Consider the following 20976-nt stretch of genomic DNA (forward strand, 5'->3'; position numbering starts at 1 on the left):
TACTGCTGAAGTAAACCCAGTGTTAATGTAGTCTATCGGGATTTTATTCCGATAGCGTTATAATATGAATATGAAACAATTAGCACTTATCGGTTCCACTGCTTCCGGAAAAAGTGATCTTGCTCTTGAGCTTGCACTGAACTATAATGCTCTTATATTATCGATCGATTCACTCAGTATTTACAAAGAGATTAATATCGCTTCGGCTAAACCCTCTTCCGAGGAGCTCAGTCTTGTTGAGCATTTCGGTATCGATCTCTTATACCCTTATGAGAATGCCAGTGTCATTACCTTTATCGACGAATACAACCGTATTCGAGACAAGGCATTAGAAGACGAAAAAAACCTCATCATCGTAGGCGGAAGCAGCTTTTATCTAAAAAGTATGATAGAGGGTCTCTCAAATATTCCGAACTATTCTCCTGACACGATTGCACGCGCTAACAGTATGCTCACCGACCTTTCTGAGTGTCATACGATGCTCAAAGCTATTGATCCTCTCTATATGGGGAAAATTGCTACCAGTGACTCCTATCGGATCGAAAAGATGCTCTTAATCTATCTGGAAACAAACACTCCACCCTCTGAATGGTTCCGTGCTCATCCTCCTCAACCAATCATTACTGAATGTCCCGTATTCGAACTCAAAATCGACAGAGCAATTTTACGTGAACGCATAGCCCTTCGAACACACAAGATGGTTCAAGCAGGACTGATCGATGAAGTAGCAGAGCTGGAACGGCTTTACGGAAGAATTCCCAACAGCATGAAAGCGATCGGTATACTTGAAACGCTGGAATTTTTAGACGGTAAAATTACTAAAGATGAACTGATCGAGTCAATAACAACCCATACAGCGCAACTCGCCAAGCGACAGCAAACCTTTAACGCTAATCAGTTTAGTCTAAGTGGAAGTGGAGAAGCAAACAAGATAAGAACCAATGCGGAGGAAATACTCTTACAATAACCCCAAGGCATCTTTTGCCAGTTTTCCCCATGCAGAGGTTTTATCCGCTTTGATACTTGCGTTAAAGGCATCACGGGCTTCGCGTTTGTGCCCTAATTTTTGTTCGATCGCACCGATAAGGTATTGTTGTCGAGCACGTTTCTCTGTTTCGAGTTTTTGCTTGTTTAAGGTTTTAAGCACCGAAAGTGCCTCGCTGTCTTTCCCTAAATTTTGATAGGACTGGGCAAGTGTAAACTCGATATAAGGACTCTGGGTATAGGTTTTAGTTCTATCCTGCAGAGCACTTACCTTACGCCCATACGTTTGAACCATCCCTTCGTCTTTACGTTTAAGTCCCAAACTGACCATTTGTGTATATCGCTCGATATCTTTAAAATCATTTGGATAGGCACTTTCAACCGATTTTATATGACGAATCATCCCTTCATCATCACCCACTCGTTGGGCTGCATCAAACATGGTTCGATAGATGTCATTCAAAGGGGGATTTTTCTCAACACCCAATAGGGTAATAAGTTCTTCTCCCCCTTTAATCGCCTCTTTATATTCACCGAGTCCAAACTGGGTTTTCACCATACGTGAAAGCCAAATCTGCCGTTCGGCAATCGATTTTGATTTGAGGTGGCTTTGGGCTATTTTTTTTGCAGCGGCGTATTGGGTTGTTTTAAGTTCGCAATTAAATACATATTCATCCCATTCAGGGAGTAGCCGAATTTTATACATTTTTTGCAGTGTCATCGCTTCCGTGCATTTCCCCTCTTTGAGACGTGCTTTTTCCAAACCGATGGCACTTTTTGAGATCATGCTGTTTGTTTCCGGATATTCGGTAGATTCCAAGCGGTACAAATCACTTTCAATATCCAAAATCGCTTGATATTTTTGTTCTTTAAAGAGAAGCTGTGCTTTTTTGTAAAGGGCTTTTTTACCGACACTGTCATTCCCGTAGCGCTCTATCAACTCATCGTATTTTTTGATTTCTTTTGTCGAATTTTTATCACCCTCATCAAAAAATAAACTGTCTTTTGCCCGACGTACTTCTTCTACAAACTGACCGTATTTATAATTCTCCAAATACTCATTAAACCGTTTTAATGCTTCCGACTTCTTATCGGCTTTTGCCAATTCAACTCCAAGGGCTTTTAGGATCACCTCATACTCAGGAGACTTTTTATCGGTTGCATTTAAAAGAGATTCGCTAATGCGTGCTGACGTTTTAGGATCATTCTTTTCAAAGAATGTCTGTGCCATGGCCATGGCATTGTCTCGAACTTCTTTGAAATAATTCGGATTCGCCAATGCAATTTTGTCAACATATTGTGCCGCTTTTTTTGTATTTCCATTATTCAGTTCGATTTGGGCCAGTTTGAAAGCGGCTTCAGAAGCAACAGGCACATCTTTACTGGCTTCAAGAGCTTTTTGATACAGCTGAATCGCATTTTTAATCTCTCCTGAACCTTCCAACTGTTCAGCTTTATAAAGCATCCCTAATGATGCAAACGGACTGTCCGCCTGTTCATCAAACAAACGGTCGAAAAAGTAATCCGCATCGACACTCTGACCAATTTTTCCATATGCATCGGCGATATAGGCCAAGACCTCTGCAACACTTGGATCCGAGGAGTAGTCTCGCAAAAACTGCTTAGCGATTTCAATGAGTTTTTCAGAATTTTCTTCGTGATGCAACGCACGAATTTGATAGAGAAGTAATTCATTTTTAAATACAGTCTTCGGATAGTTCTTAAGAGCATTCGTACTGAGATCGAGCACTTTATCGTACCTCTTTGCCTCATATGCTTTTTTCATCTCCATATAATCAGTGACGTCTTGTACCCGTGCAATTTTTATCGGATTGCCTTTGAGATCAAGCCCTCCTACAATAGGTCTGATATCTTTTTTAATATTTATCGGAAAGTTAATTCCCGACTCCGGCGTTTGATTCATTGTAATCAACGGAAGAGAGTATGTATATCCGACCACACTCCAGTGCTTTGCTTTTCGAATGCTTCCTTGAAACGTTTCGGTCTCTTTTGAAAGATCAAATGCAAGAGGAATCAATTTCATTTTTGCTTTGGGAAGGATAGTGATGGTATATCCCTGAGGTGAAGAAATACCTGTGATACTAAAGTGAGCGTTGTTTATTGGAGACAAGGTCTGCTTTGTCGCTTGAGGTATACGACAATCGATTCGGCGTGTTTCGCCAAACTCATTATTTATTGCGTTACACGCGAATGGGTAAGCGTTTTGAAGGTGGAGGATACTAAACTTTTCTCCCTCTTCTTTTCCGGTTTGAATGGAGAGATCCATGGCAAATAAGGGGAAACAAAGGCATAGAGCAATCCAGTGTCTCAATCCTTCCCCTTTTTTTCCTCATAGTGAGGATTAATAGCCGCTATTATACACGAATAGAGTAATAACTTTCAACAAAGGATTGACCGCAAATACGGCGAATATTGTTCCGACTACAGCAATACCGATAATGGTTTTTAGAGAAAGAGAGGCATTCATAAAATACATCTTCTCATATCCGATCTGCGGTTCTTTCATAAACATAAATACGATAAGTTTCAAATAATAATACCCTGCTATCGCCGAGTTCAATGCCATAATGAGAGCCAGTCCTGTGTACCCTGCAGAGACGGCAGAGCCGATCATATACAATTTACCCCAGAATAAACCAAACGGAGGAATTCCGGCGAGTGAAAGCATAAACAGACCCATCATCACCGCACCCATCGGCATGGTTTTTACCATACCTGAGAATTTCTCATACGGATGATCCGAACTTTGCCCCGGAAGAAGATTTTTCTGTCGATTCACCCAAAGCATGGTAAAGGCTCCGAGGTTGGTAAAGCTAAAGAGTGCCCAATACAAAAACAATCCGGTATTGGCTTGGGTCGTGCCGATCAAAATTGCCGCCATAACAAAACCTGCATGACTGATCGAACTGTACGCCAGCATACGTTTGACATCACTTTGAACCAACGCCCATATATTTGCTGCCGTCATTGTAACAACGACTCCAATATAGAGAATGACTTGAAGCCATGCAACTCCGCTGTGAACCAAAAATTCAAACAAGCGCATTGCAACTACAAAACCTGCGATTTTAGGGACGATTGACATATAACCCGCAAGTGCTGCAGATGAACCCTCATAAACATCAGGTGTCCACGTATGGAACGGTACCATCGATATTTTAAATCCGATCGCTCCGATCATAAAGGTAACAGCGATCAAAAGATAGCCTATATTACTGTAGTGATCTTCTGCCAATACCGTTGCAATCTGATTGATTTCAACAGAACCGCTGATCGCATAGAAAATCATCGAACCGAAAGCGAAAAAGCCTGCGGCCAATGCACCCATCGTAAAATATTTCACTGCCGCTTCAAATGATTTTGTACGGTTATGCAATGCAATAAGGGTATAAAGGGCTAATGACGCCGTTTCCAATCCGATAAAAATCAAGATTAAATTGTCGGTTGCAACCATAAACTGGAAGCCCGCAATCATGAATAAAAAGAGGGCAAAATATTCCGGATAGTTGTATTCATGGAACCGTTTTGAGGTCAACGCCAATGGGATAAAGAGCATTGAACCCACTACGATAATGATCTGTGCCAAGATTGCAAGACCATCCATAAGCATAACATCAAAGAAACCTAATATGGTTCCGTTTTTAAGAAACAACCCAGCAAAATCAACCAATGAACCTAAATCTAATAGTAAAAATAAAAGGCTGAGCATGACATACAACGATTTATGCAGTCCTCCTTTAGCCATATCGATCACTAAAATAACCAGCGCACCGACAATCGCAATGAGCATCGGAGCTAACGTCGCTAAATTAAGCGACGCAAGCGAAACATGAATCGGCTCTAACATTAGTGCGCCTCCTGCAATGAAATGATCTTACTCGAATCTGAAAGGTTAGGGATACGCTCTTTTGCCTCAGGACTTTGAGCTTTGTCATGCATGAGCTGTATAATCGACTCAACGCTGTTATTGATCGGTCCTAAAACCGGTTTTGGATATACACCCAGCCAGATTGCTACGATAACCAAAGGGACAAGTCCAAGAAGCTCAGTTCTGTTTACATCTTTTAAATTTCGGTTTTCATCATTGGTAACAGGGCCAAAGAAAGCTTTTTTATATGCAGAAAGCATATAAATCGCTCCGACGATAATTGCGGTACCTGCAGTTAATGTAATCATATGAGATTGTTTGTAGAACCCAAGCAAACTCAAAAACTCTCCGACGAAATTGATCGTAAGAGGCAAGCCCACGGAAGCCATCATCATAATACCGAAGATGGTTGCATAGCGTGGCATGACTGAAGCCAATCCGCCGAATTCTGACATCAGTTTCGTATGACGTCGGTCATAAATAACCCCGACCAAAAGGAACAGTGCTCCTGATACAACCCCGTGAGCCAGCATCAAGAATACCGATCCGCTCACCCCTTCTACATTCAACGCAAACGTACCGAGGATAATAACCCCCATATGAGAAATCGAGCTGTAAGCAACAACTTGTTTAATATCCTCTTGGGCATAGGCTACCATCGCCGTATAGATGATCATAATAATGGCGATGATCGCAATCGGAAACATGAAATAGACGGATGCATCCGGGAACATCGGCAAAGAAAAACGGACAAATGCATACGTTCCCATTTTAAGCAAAATCGCTGCCAAAATAACCGAACCAATAGTTGGAGCCTGTCCGTGTGCATACGGCAGCCAAGTGTGGAACGGAAACATCGGTACTTTGATCGCAAAGCCGATAAAAAATGCCGCAAATAACCAAAGCTGGAAATTCTCCGGCAAAATCAGGCGATACCATTCAAGGATCGAGAAGCTCCACATTCCGGTTGCTTGATTGTAAAAATATGCCATAAAAAGCATACCGACCAACATAATCAATGATCCGGTAAATGTGTAAAGGAAAAACTTGATGGATGCATATATACGCAACGGTCCGCCCCACGCACCGATAATGTAAAGCATAGGAACCAAAGAGAGCTCCCAAAACACGTAAAACACAATCGCATCCAAAGCGGCAAATACACCTACCATTGTCATTTCAAGGAATAACAAGGTAATAATCAAGTTTTTAATGTGACGCTTTTCAGTCAACGATGCAATACCGATCAACGTGAAAAACGTTGAAAGGATAATAATAAAGAGTGAAATACCGTCCACACCAAGAAGATAATTAATACCAAATGCCGGAATGAGAGGCATTGACTCCATAAATTGCATACCCGAAACCATCGGATCGTACGCATACCATAGCCACAAAGAGAGGACAAATTCGATGAAAGCAACGGCTATACCGTAGGCTCTCATACTGTCTTTAGTGACGACAAATCCGAGCATTGCAGCCAATGCAGGGAAGAAAATTAAAAGTGTTAAAATATGATCTATCATCATTACTCCTTAAGCGCTGACCGCGTTGTACCCGATGGTAAACGCAACGGCAAGTGCTAATAAAACAACCAAACCGAAAACCATCCAACGAAGCATCGTAGAGAGATTTCCGTTTTGAATATCACGTGTATTTTCACCCGTTTTATAGATTGCATTTGCAATCATATCTACGGTCGCATCAACAATTTTAAGATCAATCTGTTTCCACGCGATCTTGGAAAGTTCCAAATACGGTTTGGAAAAAACTTCCTCGTAAAATTTCGGAATGTAATATTGATTCCAGAGTAATTTGTATCCGAAACTGTTTTCCATTTTAGAAGTACCATCCGGAACACTGCTCCAGTTGCTGTATTTTTTGTACGCAAACAAAATGGCTGAAATAACAAACAATTGAGTTCCGATCGTCATAATCCAGAAAGTCACTTCATTATGTACATGATACACCGTTGTCGGAAGCAGATTCGTTACCAATTGATAGTAGGTCATTTTAAATGAACCGGCAATGATTGCCAATACCAGCAACGGACTCATAGCAACCAACATAAATTTATAGGCTTCATGCGGGTGAATACCGAAAAGTTTGTAGCGCTCTTCACCGTGGAAGATCAATGCGACAAGACGGAACGAATAAAACGCAGTCAATCCTGCGGTCAACAACAATACGGTATAAATAACATAATGGTGTTCTACAAATCCGACTTCCAAGATTAAATCTTTAGAGAAGAACCCGGCAAACGGGTAGATACCTGCAAGTGCAACGGAAGCGAGGGTCATCATAATAAATGTCCCTTTCATCACTTTGCGCAAGCCCCCCATTTTAAACGGATCGAGTTCATCGTGCATAGCGTGCATAACGTTACCGGCTCCGAGGAACAACAATGCTTTGAAGAATGCGTGTGCCATTAGATGGAACAATGCTACCCAATAGGCACCCAAACCTGCAGCTACGAACATGTATCCGAGTTGTGAAAGGGTTGAATACGCAATAATCCGTTTCATATCACGGTTAACGAGTGCCATAGATGCCGCAAAAAGAGCAACAAACGCTCCGAGACTTGCGATGAAGATTCCGACATTCGGAATCAAATCATAAATCGGATTGGCACGAACGACCAAATATACACCGGCGGTAACCATGGTCGCAGCGTGAATCAGTGCCGAAACCGGAGTAGGACCTTCCATCGCATCGGCAAGCCATGTATGTAGCGGAAACTGTGCCGATTTACCCATTGCACCGATAAAGAGGAAAATTCCGATCCATGTTGTAATAACTACCGGAAGATTTCCGATTTCTGCAAACACAACATCGTATTGGAGAGAACCGACATTCCAGTACACCATGAAAATACCGATCAACATCCCAAGGTCGGCTATACGGTTCATAATGAACGCTTCGTTAGCTGCCCAAGTCGCCGATTCTTTGTGATACCAGAATCCGATGAGTCCCCACGAACAAAGACCGACCCCTTCCCAACCAATGAAAAGTCCGGCAAAGTTGTCGCTCATAACCAAAACCATCATCGAGAAAACGAATGCAGAAAGCCATGAGAAGAAACGGTTGAATCCTTTGTCGTGATCCATGTAACCTACTGAGTACACGTGAACAACGGTTGAAACGATCGTTACAACCATCATCATCACTACACTCACTTGATCAACAACGAAACCAAACGGAATGTAAAGGTCACCCGTCGCCATCCATGTCATTAGTTCAACGTGTACCGTATGCCCGCCCATGACATAATTGAGCAATACAAGACTGCTCAAAAAAGAGGTGAACAGCAATCCGGAAGCGATATAACCTGTCACATTCGTTTTAGGTGACATACCGAACAGCGCTGAAAATAATGACCCTACCAACGGCGCGAAGAGTGCAATATATAAATAAAGTTCCATAGACTATCCTCGCATTGAATTCATTTGATCTAGGTCGATTTTACCGGTACGTTTATACCAAACGATAAGCAATCCTAACCCGATTGCGACCTCAGAAGCCGCAATAGCAATAATAAAGAATGCAAACATTTGACCGCTTAAATCTCCCAAATAATGCGAAATTGCTGCAAATCCGATATTGGTAGCATTGAGTAAAATTTCTGTTGCAAAAAAGAGCATTAAAAGATTTTTACGTCGCATAATACCGATCAATCCGATTGTAAACAAAATGCTTGACAATACAAGATAATGGGTGAGTGTAATTTCCATCAGTGTCCCCCTTCTTCTGCTCGATAGCTGTCGTCCATCATGCCGATCTCTTCTTCCGCCATCAATGTCAACGATTTATCCATTTTCTTACCTGCCATAATGATCCCGCCGATCATCGCAACGAGAAGCATAACTGCAGCCAGCTCGAAAGGGACAAGATATTTGGTAAAGAGAACCATGCCCACCGCTTGTGAGTTACCGACAGCTGAATCAATCGGATAAAGCGCTTGAATGTTATCAGAGATGATCGGTGCAACAAAAATAGCCACAACCATTGCAGCTGCCAATACACCTAGAACAAAAACGATTTGCGGGTTGACTTTCTTTTCAACGACATTACGAGTCGTGTCGAAAAACATCATACCAAACGCATAAAGTGCCATGACCGCTCCGGTATAAACGATAATCTGGATAGCTCCCAAAAAGTCGGCACCCAGAATAAAGAAAAATGCAGAGATGAAAATCATCCCCGCTGCCATTGCGGTAATGGCGTACAGTGCTTGGCTGGTCATAACCGTGATAGTAAACATCACGATAGTGAGGACCGCAAACAGATAAAAAGCGATTGCTTCAAACATACTTTGACTCCTTAATAGGCAAGCGGGGTCTTTTTGACCGACGCGTCGCTTCCTGGGATGATGGCACCGAAGCCCGGGTACTCAGATTGATCGCCTGCTTTTAGTAGATCAAGCGGGGTGAGCATATCGTCTTTGATGACGAAATGGGCACGTTGTTCAGAGGCATTTTCATAACGTCCGCCATGAACAATTGCCAATTCCGGACATACTTCCGCACAATATCCGCAGAAGATACAGCGTCCGAGGTTGATGCTGTATTCCGTTACTTCTTTACGGCTGTTCTCGTCGATGCGAGTATCCATACGGATACAGTCGGAGATACAGATTTTTTCACACAATCCGCATCCGATACAGCGCTCATATCCCGACTCCCACAAACGGAGCAGTTTATGGACTGCACGGTAACGCGGCCCGATCGGAAGTTTTTCTTTCGGGTATTGGACAGTGTGGATATCAAATTTGATCATCTCGCGCATAACAACCCATAAGCCGACAAACAATTCGCCTTTTACGGCACGTTTGACAACCTGCTTAAATTTATCCCATCCGGTAACCGGATAGTTTTCGATATCGACGTAATAATAAGCGCTGTGTTCACTTACATTTCGGTCTGTAAATACTTCTTCATGATGCATCGCACAACCTCCTTAGAACATCATCACGATGCCGGTGACAACCACGTTGAGCACCGCAATCGGCATTAAAACTTTCCAACACAACCACATCAACTGGTCAGGTCGGACATCCGGCCATGCGGCACGTGTCCAAAGGAAAAAGAAAAAGAAAAACGCTACTTTGAGGATCAATTGGAATGCTCCTGCAAAAGTGCCGTCACCAAAACCGCCCAAGAATACAATAGCGATCACGAACGAGATAAAGAACATATTTGCGTACTCTCCGATAAAGAAGAGACCCCATCGCATACCTGAATACTCGGTTCCGAAACCGTCAATAATTTCATGGTCGTTTGCTACAAGGTGGAAAGGGGTACGCCCTGTTTCCGCAAATGCCGCAATCCAGAAAAGGACAAATGCAACCGGCTGTGACCAAACGATCCAGTGGGTGATTCCGCCTACTTGGTAATTGTTGATATCAACCAATGACAATGAACCTACCATCATGAGCGGTGCCAACAATGAAAGACCCGTGATAACTTCATATGAAATGAAGATAGCCGCACTACGTGCCGCAGAGATCAATGACCATTTGTTTGCCGATGCCATCCCTCCAAGGAGCGGTCCGTACAGTCCGATCGCCATAACCCCGAGCACATAAAGGATACCGACATTGATGTCCGCGACGATCGGATGAACGGTATAGCCCATTACGGTAAATTGTGGCCAGAACGGAATAGCTGCAGAAGCCATAAACGCCGTCGCAGCCGTAATGACCGGAGCGATTTTAAAAATCGGTTTTACGACGTTTTGCGGGATAATATCCTCTTTTGTAAAGAGTTTAATCCCGTCCGCTGCGACTTGAAGCAAACCGAACGGCCCGACATGCATCGGCCCCAAACGACGTTGCATAAACGCCAGCACTTTACGCTCAAAATAGGTCCCAAGACCCGCGAGCGCTGAAAAGATTAACAAGATAACAACGATTTTAGCAATCGTTTCAATGATAAATGCTACATCCATGCTTACACCTTTTGAATTGATACGCACGCAAAACGGTAACCGTCAAACAGTGCTTCAGAATTGATACCGGTATCAAATGTCGGGAGATAGGTAATATCCCCTTCGATTTTACCGTCGGCTATAACGTTGAGACTTAGCTCGCCGCGTGCCGTTTTCACATTCACGCGATCCCCTTCATTCCAACCGTTCGATTCCATGAACGTTTTAGAGACATAAAGACCTCCATTTTCTTGTAGTTGATGCGAAGCTGCCGTAAACGGTGAAAATTGCAGAACCGGATTCGCCAAATACACAACACGTTCGTTGATTGCTTTATTTGCATCAAATGCCGTTACGCTTTCATCTGTGCTGACAGTGACCGTTTTGATATCCAAACGGTAACCCCGAACCTCTTCACCTGAGTTGGTGTAGTGGTTCGGAAGTGCGTCAAAACAGGTTGCTTTAAATCCTGCATCAACCGGAAGCTGAGCAGTATAGTCAACCGTATATTTAGAGCTTAGACCTAACGCATTTGCAATATCGTTGAGGACATATCCGCCAAACGCAAGTGCCGCATTCGTCGGATTTACCCGTTTATCGATATTGGTCAACGTCCCCTCTTGCTGATTCAGCGCTGGCATATCCAAATCACCGCCGCCGAGAGCACTGAGTGTGAAGTTTCCTGCCGTGTTATATCCGATCGTATAACTTCCGCGCTCAGAATCGAGATCACAAATCATGGCAACACCGAGGGTATTGGAGAGATTTGGGATCATCGTAACGCTGAACTGCGTATATTTTTCGATCAAAGCGACCAAACGGGCACAATTTGCCGCATTAGGGTGTGTGTATAAATCCGGTCCGACCATCAATGAAAAACGCTCTTTTTTCGCCATATATTTAGTCAAAGTATCGCTAAATCCTGCCGGAGCATTCAAAAGGGCGAAAAGAGCGTTTTCATCTACTTCCACCTCTTTTGAAACTTTTTTCTTCACGGTTTTGGTAACCTCTTCGCTTACCTCTTCTTCCACACCGGTCTCTTCGTTGAGAACTTTTTTGACAACGGTTTCGGTCACTTTTTCATCAACCGTCTCTTCAACCGTTACGGTCTTAGTCGAATGAAAACCTGCCAAATATTCGCTCACGGAAGAAGGCATTGCCGCTTTGTCACCGAAAAGATCAAGGATCAAATAAAGTGCTGCTTCTTCCATCATCGGTGCATGATTGAACTGCGTTACACTTTTTGACATACCGGCAATGACCGGATCATTGATCGGATGGAAATAAAGACCTGCACCTTTATTCATCGACAGTGCATTGTTCATCGCAAAACGGGCATTCGGATTGTCGGTTTTAAGAGCGCTCCCGATTGAGACGACAAAATCGGATGCATGGACTTCACCCAAATCGCCACCGTAAAGAGACGTACCGCTTAGGGCACTGTACGCATTAAGGAACGACTTAAACGCACGCGCTTCTTCATTAATCAGACGGTATCCGAATTTTTCTTTAAGACGTTGAAGGATCAATGCCTCTTCGTTCGTAATAGTTGATGTAAATGCAATCGTATCCGCTTGTTTGAATGCTGCAATCGCCGCTTCAAAAGCCGCAGGATCTTTTGTCACATTTTTATTTTCAAAATCGTATCCGTAACGTCCTGCACCGCAAAGTGATACATAATTCCACTCGTTTTTAACACGGTAGATTTTGTGTTCAGGATTTTCGACAGAGGTGTGCTTGATATCGTAGCTAAGCTGGCATCCTGCCGAACAATGCGCACACGTTGCCGGGATTTGTTTATGTTCCCATGCATTGGATGTGTATTGGTAATCACTGCTTACCAGTGCACCGACCGGACATACCGATGTACACTCTCCGCAATTTGTACAATCCAATGTGTCACCTGCATTCGGAGAAATAAGCGATTTATTGAGCTTATTCCACATCGCATACGCATCTTTCGGCATTGATTCTTTGAATGCCGCTTCGATTGGATCTGAGCCCCGTGCAACGGTAGAGAGTGCCGCATCACCGATCATATCTTTACAAACGGTAATACAACGCTCACACATAATACACAATGCAGGGTCATAATGGATCAATCCCCAATCTTGGGCCGGCTTATGGGTATCTTTGATCGCATAGGTTTGTTCATCTACACCCATCTCAAGGGTATAGTTCTGCAACTCACATTCACCTGATTGATCGCATACACCGCACTCAAGCGGATGATTGACATCATAAACTTCCATTATTGCGCGGCGTTCAGATTCGATATTCGGAGTGGTTGTCGTAATTTCCATCCCTTGCTTCGCTTTGGCATTACACGCATAAACCTGTTTACCGTCCGCTTCAACCAAACAAATACGACACGCCAATGTCGGTGAACATCGTGTTAAATAACAAATCGCCGGAATAAAAATCCCATTAGCACGCGCCGCATTAAGAATATATTCACCCTCTTGCGTCTGGACAGTGCGGCCGTCTATGGTAATCGTGATTTCATTCATGATTCATTCCCCATCCTCATAATTTTCACCTTTTCAAAACGATATTTTTCATTCATCGCACCGTATGCGATATCGTATGCCGGTACCAATGCTATGGTACCCTTCAGTGATGCATCCAATTTGAAAATTCTCTCTTGCATCTCACCTGCAAATACAATTTGAATTTTATCACCATCAGCGATTTTTGCAGCAGCCGCAAATTGGGCTGAACCGCATAAAGCTGCCTCTTTTTCGAGCTGTGATGTACGCGCGGTGTACGCGTTAAACTGATTAACCGGATTACATCGGTAAACAACGGTGCCGTTAAACTCCGGTAAATCTTCAATCTCTTCCAAAGAACCGCTGATTTCAACATCTATATTTTCTAAAATATAACCGCGGTTATCTTCTCCGAGTGCACCGTAAAAATTTCCTAATTCATCGAAAGACGATCCGTTAAATCCTTTTGAGACCGGAAGTTGAGCTGTATAATCAATGGTGTTTACCGCTTTCAACCCTAATGCATTCACAAGATCATTTAACGTATACCCGCTAAAGGCTACTGCGACGTTTGTCGGAAGCACTTGGTGATTGATACTTACAAACGTCCCTTCTTGTGAGTTTAGAGAAGGGAGTTTCAGCATTGCATCACCGATGGAGCCCATCGTATACTCGCCTTCTGCATTATAACCCACAACACGCTCACCGCCGTTATCGACATCGAGATCACAAATCAATGAAACACCGATTGTATTGACGCTCGGAGCGACGACAACAACAGAGAACTCAGTATACGTTTCGATCATTGCACATAAACGAGCTATGTTTGCAGCACGTTTGTGGGTTAACACATCGCTTCCGATGATCAGCGTTTTTCGTTTTGCTCTGCTCAACGATTTAGCAATCCGGCTGAATTCTTCATCCCCGACATTGCTCTCTGCACACAGATAGCCCTCATCAAGATCCGCGAAAAAGTTACGCGCCTCTTCATCGATATCGGCATCACGAAGAAGTGTAGACGCCAACATCGCGATTACACCCTCTTCCGTTCCTACTTCGTATTTGACAAATTGTGTCACAACGTTTTGAAGCAACGTATCTTCAATCGGGTGCATGTAAACGACTTTCGCCCCGTTATGACGTGCCGCACTTGTCATTGAATAGCGAACGACCGGATTATCAGTTGTGATACGTCCACCGACGACAATGATCCCGTCACTTTGTTTGATCGCATCCAGACTTCCGCCGAATCCCATTTTTCCGCAAACAGACGCGTATGCTGCCATAAAATTTTGATACGCACGAGCCTCTTCGTTGTAGAGTTTGATCCCTAACATTTTTTTGAGCTGCTGAAGAATCATCGCTTCTTCATTCGTAATCAATGAACTAAAACGGATAGCGGAGGCATTGCGGATCGCATCAACGGCTTTTTCGAACTCTGCTTCGTTTTTTTCGCTTTGGTGATCAAAATCAAACCCGAAACGTCCGGCACCGCATAGAGTCATGTGCTCAAAATTATTGGTCACGCGATAAATGCGATCGTTTGCATTCGTCGTTGACGTATGTTTCACTTCATAATTTAGAGAGCATCCAGCCGAACAATGGACACAGGTTGCAGGAATCTGACTTAGTTCCCACGCATTTGCCGTGTACTGAAAATCAGAACTCACCAACGCACCGACCGGACATACTGCGATACACTCACCGCAGAACGTACAATCAAGTGCCTCACTGTTTTTCGGGATAACAGCCGATTTGTATCCGCCGAATTGGAGCGTAATCGCATCATCACCGATAATCTCATTACAGACATGGACACATTTTTCACACAAAATACACAAAGCGGGATCGTAATTGATCATCCCCCAGTGTTCAATCGCACGATGCTGATCTTTTGCACTGAAATGTTGTGCAGAAACTCCGAACTCCAACGTTTTGTTTTGAAGATCACACGCGCCTGATTTGTCGCATACACCACATTCTAACGGATGATTGACATCATACAGACGCATGATATTGGTTCTCTCAACTTGGAGACGATCCGAATCAATCGTTACCGCCAATCCTTCCGTCGGAGGAGTTTGACAACTGAGGATGAAGCCGTCTGTTTTATCGGTCTCTACCACACATAAACGACATGATGCACATGGAGTCGTTTTTTCAAGATAACACATTGTCGGAATGTAAAAGCCCGCTTTGCGTGCTGCCTGGAGAATCGTTTCTCCTTTAAGCGCCGTTACGGGTTGATTGTTAATTGTAAAGTTAATCATCCATCCCCCCCCTTAATGTGCGACCATCGCGATGTAATAACAGCGCATGCAGCGCTCTGCTTCAGCTAATGCTTCTTCCTGAGTAAATCCGTATTTGACTTCACGGTTATTGTCGCGCCGCTCCTCAACTGTCAGAACTTCACTGTGCTGACGCGGCAAGCCCGGAAGCCAACCTTGGATTTTCTCTTTTTTATCGTAAACTTTGAGTTTACGGAGATGATCTTCCATAATCTCATCATCCGTCAATGTGATTTCGCCGGTTTGTACGTAACGAGACATGACCGATGCCGCACGCTTCGCCTGACCGACCGCATTAACGATTGTCATCGGTCCGTATTCGCAGTCACCCGCCGCAAAAATCCCTTTGCGGGAAGTCATGTAATCTTTCCCGTTTGTTTTGATCGTTGCCCATGAGGTACGTTCAATTTCCCACTCTTCAGGAATCAGCTTCAAATCGGCACTTTGCGAAACGGCAGGAATGAGATAATCACACTCCATCTCAAACGAAGCTCCTTCGATTTTTTCCAACTGAGGACGTCCTCCGTTCGGATCCGGAACCAATTCATAACGATCGATAATCAATGATTTTAGAACATCGTTCTCATCATTCATTTTTGCAACCGCAGAGTGGAATATAAATTCAACACCCTCTTCGACCGCTTCGTGATACTCTTCATACGTCGTATTTTTGATGATCGTTGCTTCGTCACGACGGTACAACATAACCACTTTTTTTGCATTCGCACGAATCGCACATCGGACAACGTCCATAGAGGTGAATCCGCCCCCGACGCACACCAATGTTTTGCCGGTTAAATCAACAAAATTAGCCGGCAGCATATGACGTTTTTGATCGGCTTCCGGTACCATGATGTCGTATTTGACTTGGAGATTGACTTTATCTAAAAAGTCGATTGCTCCCCAGTACCCCTGAATCTCAGGACGTTCATTATCACAATAGACTTTTTTAGAGATACGGGTTCCGGTGGCTACCAGTGTCGCATCGTAGTCGTTTTCGAATTGACGCATCATATCCGCATTGACTTTGGTATTGGTGATGAAATTAACCCCGAGATCACGCACTGCTTCGATATCTTGGTTGTATTTATCAATCGGCATACGATATTCAGGAACTCCGACCGCTACCTCACCGCCGAGAACCGGAAGTTCTTCGTACACATCGACATCAATTCCGTCAAGTGCCAAATAATAAGCACCCGTCAACCCTGCAGGACCTGCACCGATAACGGCAACTTTTTTACCGACAGACGGTTTTTTCTCACTTGGGTGAAAGAATCCGAAACCGTGATCGGTCTCATAATCCGCGCCCAAACGTTTGAGTTCCATGATCGAAATCGGCTCATCTAGGTTGGTACGGCGGCACTCTGTCTCACACGGGTGTGGACAAACACGTCCGCACGTATGGGCCAACGGCATCGTTTGACGCGTTGCCATCAATGAATCGTCAAAACGCAAATCTCGTACACCCTCGATATATGCCGGAATATCGACATGAGCCGGACATGCGTCCATACACGGTGCGGTGATTTTTGCGATGTAATTGGTATCTTCCATGTGATAATGTTTGGAAGGTTTTTGCTCGGTAATACACGCCATAAACTCCGACTCGAAGTGAGTCATAAGATCGAGCAACGGATTAGGAACCGTTTTACCAATCTCACATTTAGACGTTTCCTGCATCGTTTTGGACACTTCTTTGAGGTGATCCATATCGGATACCGACCCCTCTCCGCGAGCGATTTTATCGAGTAAATCGTATAAAATACGGCCACCCCATCGCCCTGGTGCACAACGTCCGCATGCTTCGGAATACACCTGATATTGCGCAGCATACTCCGTCGCTAAACGAACTACGTCAACATCCGGATTAAAAAGTGCTACACCGTCCCAGCCGATGAACGCTTTTGAATGGGCATGTTCGTTATATTCCAACGGAAGGTTATAAGCAGATTTTTCCCAAGCATCGTCACTTTTGCCGATGTTGTTAATTTGCTCGCCCCGCCACGTGGAGAAATAGACTTTACTCACAACGTTTCCTTATTTTTTGACCACAATGGTCCAGTCGGCTTCGTTAAACTTCAACGAATTCATGAGTTCACACCCAAGCTCTTTAACCAAATCAGCCGATTTTTGAATCGGGGTAAAATCACCAATTTCAAACAAAAAGATCAGTACTTCTCCGTTTGCAGGTTCTTGTTTGATAATATCAGACATGCGATCGTAAAAATTTTCTTTCAAATGACGTAAATCGTAACGTTTCACTGCATGCTCCTTTTAGCGGTCTACTTCACCGAAGACGATGTTAGTCGTCCCGATGATAGATACAACGTCCGGAATGTAGTGCCCCGGTAATAAATCTGTCAAAATCCCGGTGTGCCAGAATGACGGCGCACGGAGTTTAAGACGGTACGGATACGCTCCACCTTGAGAGTTGATGTAATAACCAAGCTCCCCTTTCGGTGATTCGGTCGCGATATATACTTCCCCTACCGGAGGACGCATCCCTTGAGTCACAAGGACAAAATGTTGCATCAACGAGTAGTTTTGAGTCATGATATCGATTTTAGGTGCCGAAATGTATTGAGGTGCATGCGCCATCAATTCCGGAGATGTCCCCTCATACATATCAAGGACTTGATACAGGATTTTTGCCGATTCGCGCATCTCTGCCATGTAGAGTTTATAACGGGCATAGTTATCCCCTTTATCCGAAACCGGAACATTGAACTCTACTTCATCGTAAAGCTCATACGGCTCTTCTTTACGAATATCCCACTCAACCCCTGAAGCACGGAGCATGATTCCTGAACATCCCCAGCTTTGAGCCATCTCTTTTGAAATCACACCGACATTTTCCATACGCATCAACCAGATACGGTTGCTGTCGAGAAGGTCTTCGTAGTCTTTAATATTCTCCGGCAATTTGTCGAGGAATTTGCGAAGATCGGCGATAAAATTATCCGGCAAATCGAGTGGAACCCCACCGATACGAACCGCAGCATGGGTCAAACGGGCACCGCAGTAATCTTCGATCAAATCCATCAGATATTCACGCTCACGGAATGCGAACAAGAATACGGTCATCGCTCCGATATCCAGCGCCGTTGTCGCCAACCAGAAAAGGTGAGACATAAGTCGGTTGGTTTCAAGCAACATCATGCGGATTACTTTTGCACGGCGAGGAACTTCAAGTCCGATCAATTTCTCTACCGCCAAAGCAAACCCGTAGTTGTTTGAGCTTGAAGCGATGTAGTCCATACGGTCTGTGGTCGGCATAAATTCATTATAAATCATGTTCTCCGCCATCTTCTCCATACCGCGGTGAAGATACCCGATGTCCGGATGGGCTTTCGTGATCTGCTCTTGCTGTAAATGGAGCATCAAACGTAATTGTCCGTGCGCCGATGGATGCTGAGGACCGAAGTTGAGAATCAACTCATTGTCGTCTCGGTCAAAGGTAATATTTTCGAAAAAAGGTCTAAGTCTATTGGCTTGTTGCATACGTGATCCTTAACGGTCGCGATCAGAGATCACGACACTCTTCTCTGCGTCAAATTTTTCGATCAAGAAGACACCATCGTTCTCTTGGTAACATAATGGAGTATCCGGTTCGCCCTGACTGATATCTGCACCACGCGGTACTTCATGACCCAATCGTGAGAATCGTTCGGTATCGTATCGGTCAACCCGTGCCGGATCGCGGTTTTCAGGCCCGATAATCTCACGTGCCTCTTTACCGAAGATTTTATCGACTTCATACCATTGTGCAAACTCATCCCCTTGAAGCGGATAGGTTTTACGAAGCGGGAATCCTTCCCAGTCATCCGGCATTAAAATACGTTTCATAAACGGATGGTTGTTAACGACTACACCGAACATATCGTACATTTCACGCTCGGACCAATCGGCTGAACGGAAAAGTTTCTCAACACTTTGGATTGACTCTTTCTCACCGATTTTACATTTCACGCGAACACGCTTGCGTTTAGACATGCTGAGCATTTGGTAGAAAATTTCAAATTTCCCTTCCGTTGCCAACCAATCAATTGCAGACATTTCCGAGAGTTGATTATAATCAAGCTCATTTTTCATCATCTCGATAACACCGAAATTATCCGCTGCGTTGATGATGACCACCATTTGACCCACTTGGATATACGCATCCAATACGTCAAATTTTGACTTGATTGCCTCAAGGTCTGCTGCAAATACCGCATCTTCACTGACATCGCTTTTTGCTACTTGAGGAGCTACCCAATAGCGGTCCGTGTAGTACGGTTTTTTCTGTACGTCGTCTTTAGGGGTGTAAGCTCTCATTACATCAGCCTTTTTGGTTTTTGAGCACGTGATGCGCTCTCTTTACGAATTTTTTGTTGTAACAACAATACGGCATATTGCAAGGTTTCAGGACGCGGTGCACATCCCGGCAAATAAAGATCGACAGGGATAACACGATCGACCCCTTGAACCGTTGCATAGGTATTGAACATACCGCCGGTATTGGCACATGAACCCATAGAGATAACCCATTTAGGTTCTGTCATTTGATCGTACAAACGGCGAATGAACTCCGCATGTTTTTTCGTCAACGTTCCCGCGACAACCATCAGTTCCGCTTGACGCGGTGATGCACGGAAAATCGTACCGAAACGGTCAAAGTCATAACGGGATGCCCCGGAAGCCATCATTTCGATACCGCAGCATGCCAAACCGTATGTCAATGCCCAGATAGAGTTTGATCGACCCCAGTTGACTACTTTGTCGATTGTCGTCAATGCGACGGGAAGTCCGCCGTCTTTTAGATAATTTACTTGATGTTGTGCCATTCGAGTGCCCCTTTTTTCCACGCATAAACAAAACCGATAGCCAACAATACGATGAACATCATCATCTCCGTAAAGCCGAACCATCCGAGTAATTTAAAATCAATTGCCCACGGAAACATGAAAACAATTTCCACATCAAACAATAAAAACAACAACGCAAACAGGTAAAACTGTGTCGAAATACGGTTCGGCTGTTTGGTGACCTCCGGTCCGCATTCGTAGACCGAGAGTTTTATTTTTTCAGTATCTTTGGCCGCTAGAGCGCGGCTGGCTAAGCGTGCGATGACCGTTGTAGCATAGAATGCTCCAAACGTTAACACAAACAGTACAAATACCCCAAAATAAGGATTTGCTACGTGGTAATGCTCCATAGTTCTGACCTTTTCGTGGTTAATGGCCTATCCTGAGACAAGAAAGCTTCCTGCCACTGGATACGGTTTTAGATAAAAACAGTTGTTGCACTATAACAAAAAGAGAATTAAAGCAAACCCTTAATCATTTATCAATCATTTATCTTTTTTTGCTGTTGTCACTATAAGAAACACATAAAATGCGTGCTTTGCTATCAAGTG

17 protein-coding genes are annotated in these 20976 nt (G+C 44.0%); 1 reads left to right on the forward strand and 16 read right to left on the reverse strand.

Features of this window, described 5'->3' with window-relative positions:
* Positions 1–64: 64 nt before the first annotated feature.
* Positions 65–967 (forward strand): tRNA (adenosine(37)-N6)-dimethylallyltransferase MiaA, encoded by a 903-nt coding sequence (gene miaA / locus PHE37_RS01915; RefSeq protein WP_299994952.1) that lies wholly within the window; start codon positions 65–67, stop codon positions 965–967.
* On the opposite strand, the gene PHE37_RS01920 is transcribed toward miaA, so the two are convergent.
* The 16 genes from PHE37_RS01920 to PHE37_RS01995 are packed head-to-tail and all read right to left on the reverse strand — an operon-like array spanning position 959 to position 20775.
* The gene (locus PHE37_RS01920; protein WP_299994950.1) at positions 959–3316 is read right to left on the reverse strand and encodes a tetratricopeptide repeat protein; all 2358 of its coding nucleotides are present in this window, start codon (positions 3314–3316) and stop codon (positions 959–961) included. The genes miaA and PHE37_RS01920 overlap by 9 nt on opposite strands.
* Before the next feature lie 30 nt (positions 3317–3346).
* Positions 3347–4852: an NADH-quinone oxidoreductase subunit NuoN gene (gene nuoN, locus PHE37_RS01925; protein ID WP_299994948.1), complete on the reverse strand. Its 1506-nt coding sequence runs from the start codon at positions 4850–4852 to the stop codon at positions 3347–3349.
* Positions 4852–6399 carry an NADH-quinone oxidoreductase subunit M gene (locus PHE37_RS01930; protein WP_299994946.1) on the reverse strand — a complete coding sequence of 516 codons (1548 nt, stop codon included), beginning with the start codon at positions 6397–6399 and terminating at the stop codon, positions 4852–4854. The genes nuoN and PHE37_RS01930 overlap by 1 nt, the downstream gene beginning before the upstream one ends.
* A gap of 9 nt (positions 6400–6408) precedes the next feature.
* Positions 6409–8295, reverse strand: a complete 1887-nt coding sequence (gene nuoL, locus PHE37_RS01935) for an NADH-quinone oxidoreductase subunit L (protein ID WP_299994945.1) — start codon at positions 8293–8295, stop codon at positions 6409–6411.
* Between the two features lie 3 nt (positions 8296–8298).
* On the reverse strand, positions 8299–8604 hold the full coding sequence (gene nuoK / locus PHE37_RS01940) for an NADH-quinone oxidoreductase subunit NuoK (RefSeq protein WP_299994944.1): 306 nt from the start codon (positions 8602–8604) through the stop codon (positions 8299–8301).
* Positions 8604–9182, reverse strand: coding sequence for an NADH-quinone oxidoreductase subunit J (locus PHE37_RS01945; protein WP_299994942.1), 579 nt, complete (start codon positions 9180–9182; stop codon positions 8604–8606). The genes nuoK and PHE37_RS01945 overlap by 1 nt, the downstream gene beginning before the upstream one ends.
* Before the next feature lie 11 nt (positions 9183–9193).
* Positions 9194–9817 carry an NADH-quinone oxidoreductase subunit NuoI gene (gene nuoI, locus PHE37_RS01950; RefSeq protein WP_299994940.1) on the reverse strand — a complete coding sequence of 208 codons (624 nt, stop codon included), beginning with the start codon at positions 9815–9817 and terminating at the stop codon, positions 9194–9196.
* A 12-nt stretch (positions 9818–9829) separates the two neighbouring features.
* Positions 9830–10819 carry an NADH-quinone oxidoreductase subunit NuoH gene (gene nuoH / locus PHE37_RS01955; RefSeq protein ID WP_299994938.1) on the reverse strand — a complete coding sequence of 330 codons (990 nt, stop codon included), beginning with the start codon at positions 10817–10819 and terminating at the stop codon, positions 9830–9832.
* A 2-nt stretch (positions 10820–10821) separates the two neighbouring features.
* A complete protein-coding gene (locus PHE37_RS01960; protein ID WP_300008128.1) occupies positions 10822–13308 on the reverse strand; it encodes an NADH-quinone oxidoreductase subunit G in 2487 nt (828 codons plus the stop codon).
* The gene (locus PHE37_RS01965) at positions 13305–15557 is read right to left on the reverse strand and encodes a 2Fe-2S iron-sulfur cluster-binding protein (RefSeq protein ID WP_300008130.1); all 2253 of its coding nucleotides are present in this window, start codon (positions 15555–15557) and stop codon (positions 13305–13307) included. Before PHE37_RS01965 ends, PHE37_RS01960 begins: the two co-directional genes overlap by 4 nt.
* Positions 15558–15569: 12 nt before the next feature.
* Positions 15570–17606, reverse strand: a complete 2037-nt coding sequence (locus PHE37_RS01970) for an FAD-dependent oxidoreductase (protein WP_299996701.1) — start codon at positions 17604–17606, stop codon at positions 15570–15572.
* Positions 17607–17615: 9 nt separating this feature from the next.
* Complete coding sequence (locus PHE37_RS01975) at positions 17616–17840, reverse strand: NADH-ubiquinone oxidoreductase subunit E family protein (RefSeq protein ID WP_299996704.1); 225 nt, start codon at positions 17838–17840, stop codon at positions 17616–17618.
* Positions 17841–17852: 12 nt separating this feature from the next.
* Entirely contained in the window at positions 17853–19079 is a 1227-nt protein-coding gene (gene nuoD / locus PHE37_RS01980; RefSeq protein ID WP_299996706.1) for an NADH dehydrogenase (quinone) subunit D, read from the reverse strand.
* Positions 19080–19088: 9 nt separating this feature from the next.
* Positions 19089–19895, reverse strand: coding sequence for an NADH-quinone oxidoreductase subunit C (locus tag PHE37_RS01985; protein ID WP_299996709.1), 807 nt, complete (start codon positions 19893–19895; stop codon positions 19089–19091).
* Positions 19895–20404 (reverse strand): NADH-quinone oxidoreductase subunit B family protein, encoded by a 510-nt coding sequence (locus tag PHE37_RS01990; protein ID WP_298691925.1) that lies wholly within the window; start codon positions 20402–20404, stop codon positions 19895–19897. Before PHE37_RS01990 ends, PHE37_RS01985 begins: the two co-directional genes overlap by 1 nt.
* Positions 20386–20775, reverse strand: a complete 390-nt coding sequence (locus tag PHE37_RS01995) for an NAD(P)H-quinone oxidoreductase subunit 3 (RefSeq protein WP_299996713.1) — start codon at positions 20773–20775, stop codon at positions 20386–20388. The genes PHE37_RS01990 and PHE37_RS01995 overlap by 19 nt, the downstream gene beginning before the upstream one ends.
* Positions 20776–20976 lie beyond the last annotated feature (201 nt).

Source organism: Sulfuricurvum sp. (genome assembly GCF_028681615.1).
Classification (GTDB): Bacteria; Campylobacterota; Campylobacteria; order Campylobacterales; family Sulfurimonadaceae; genus Sulfuricurvum.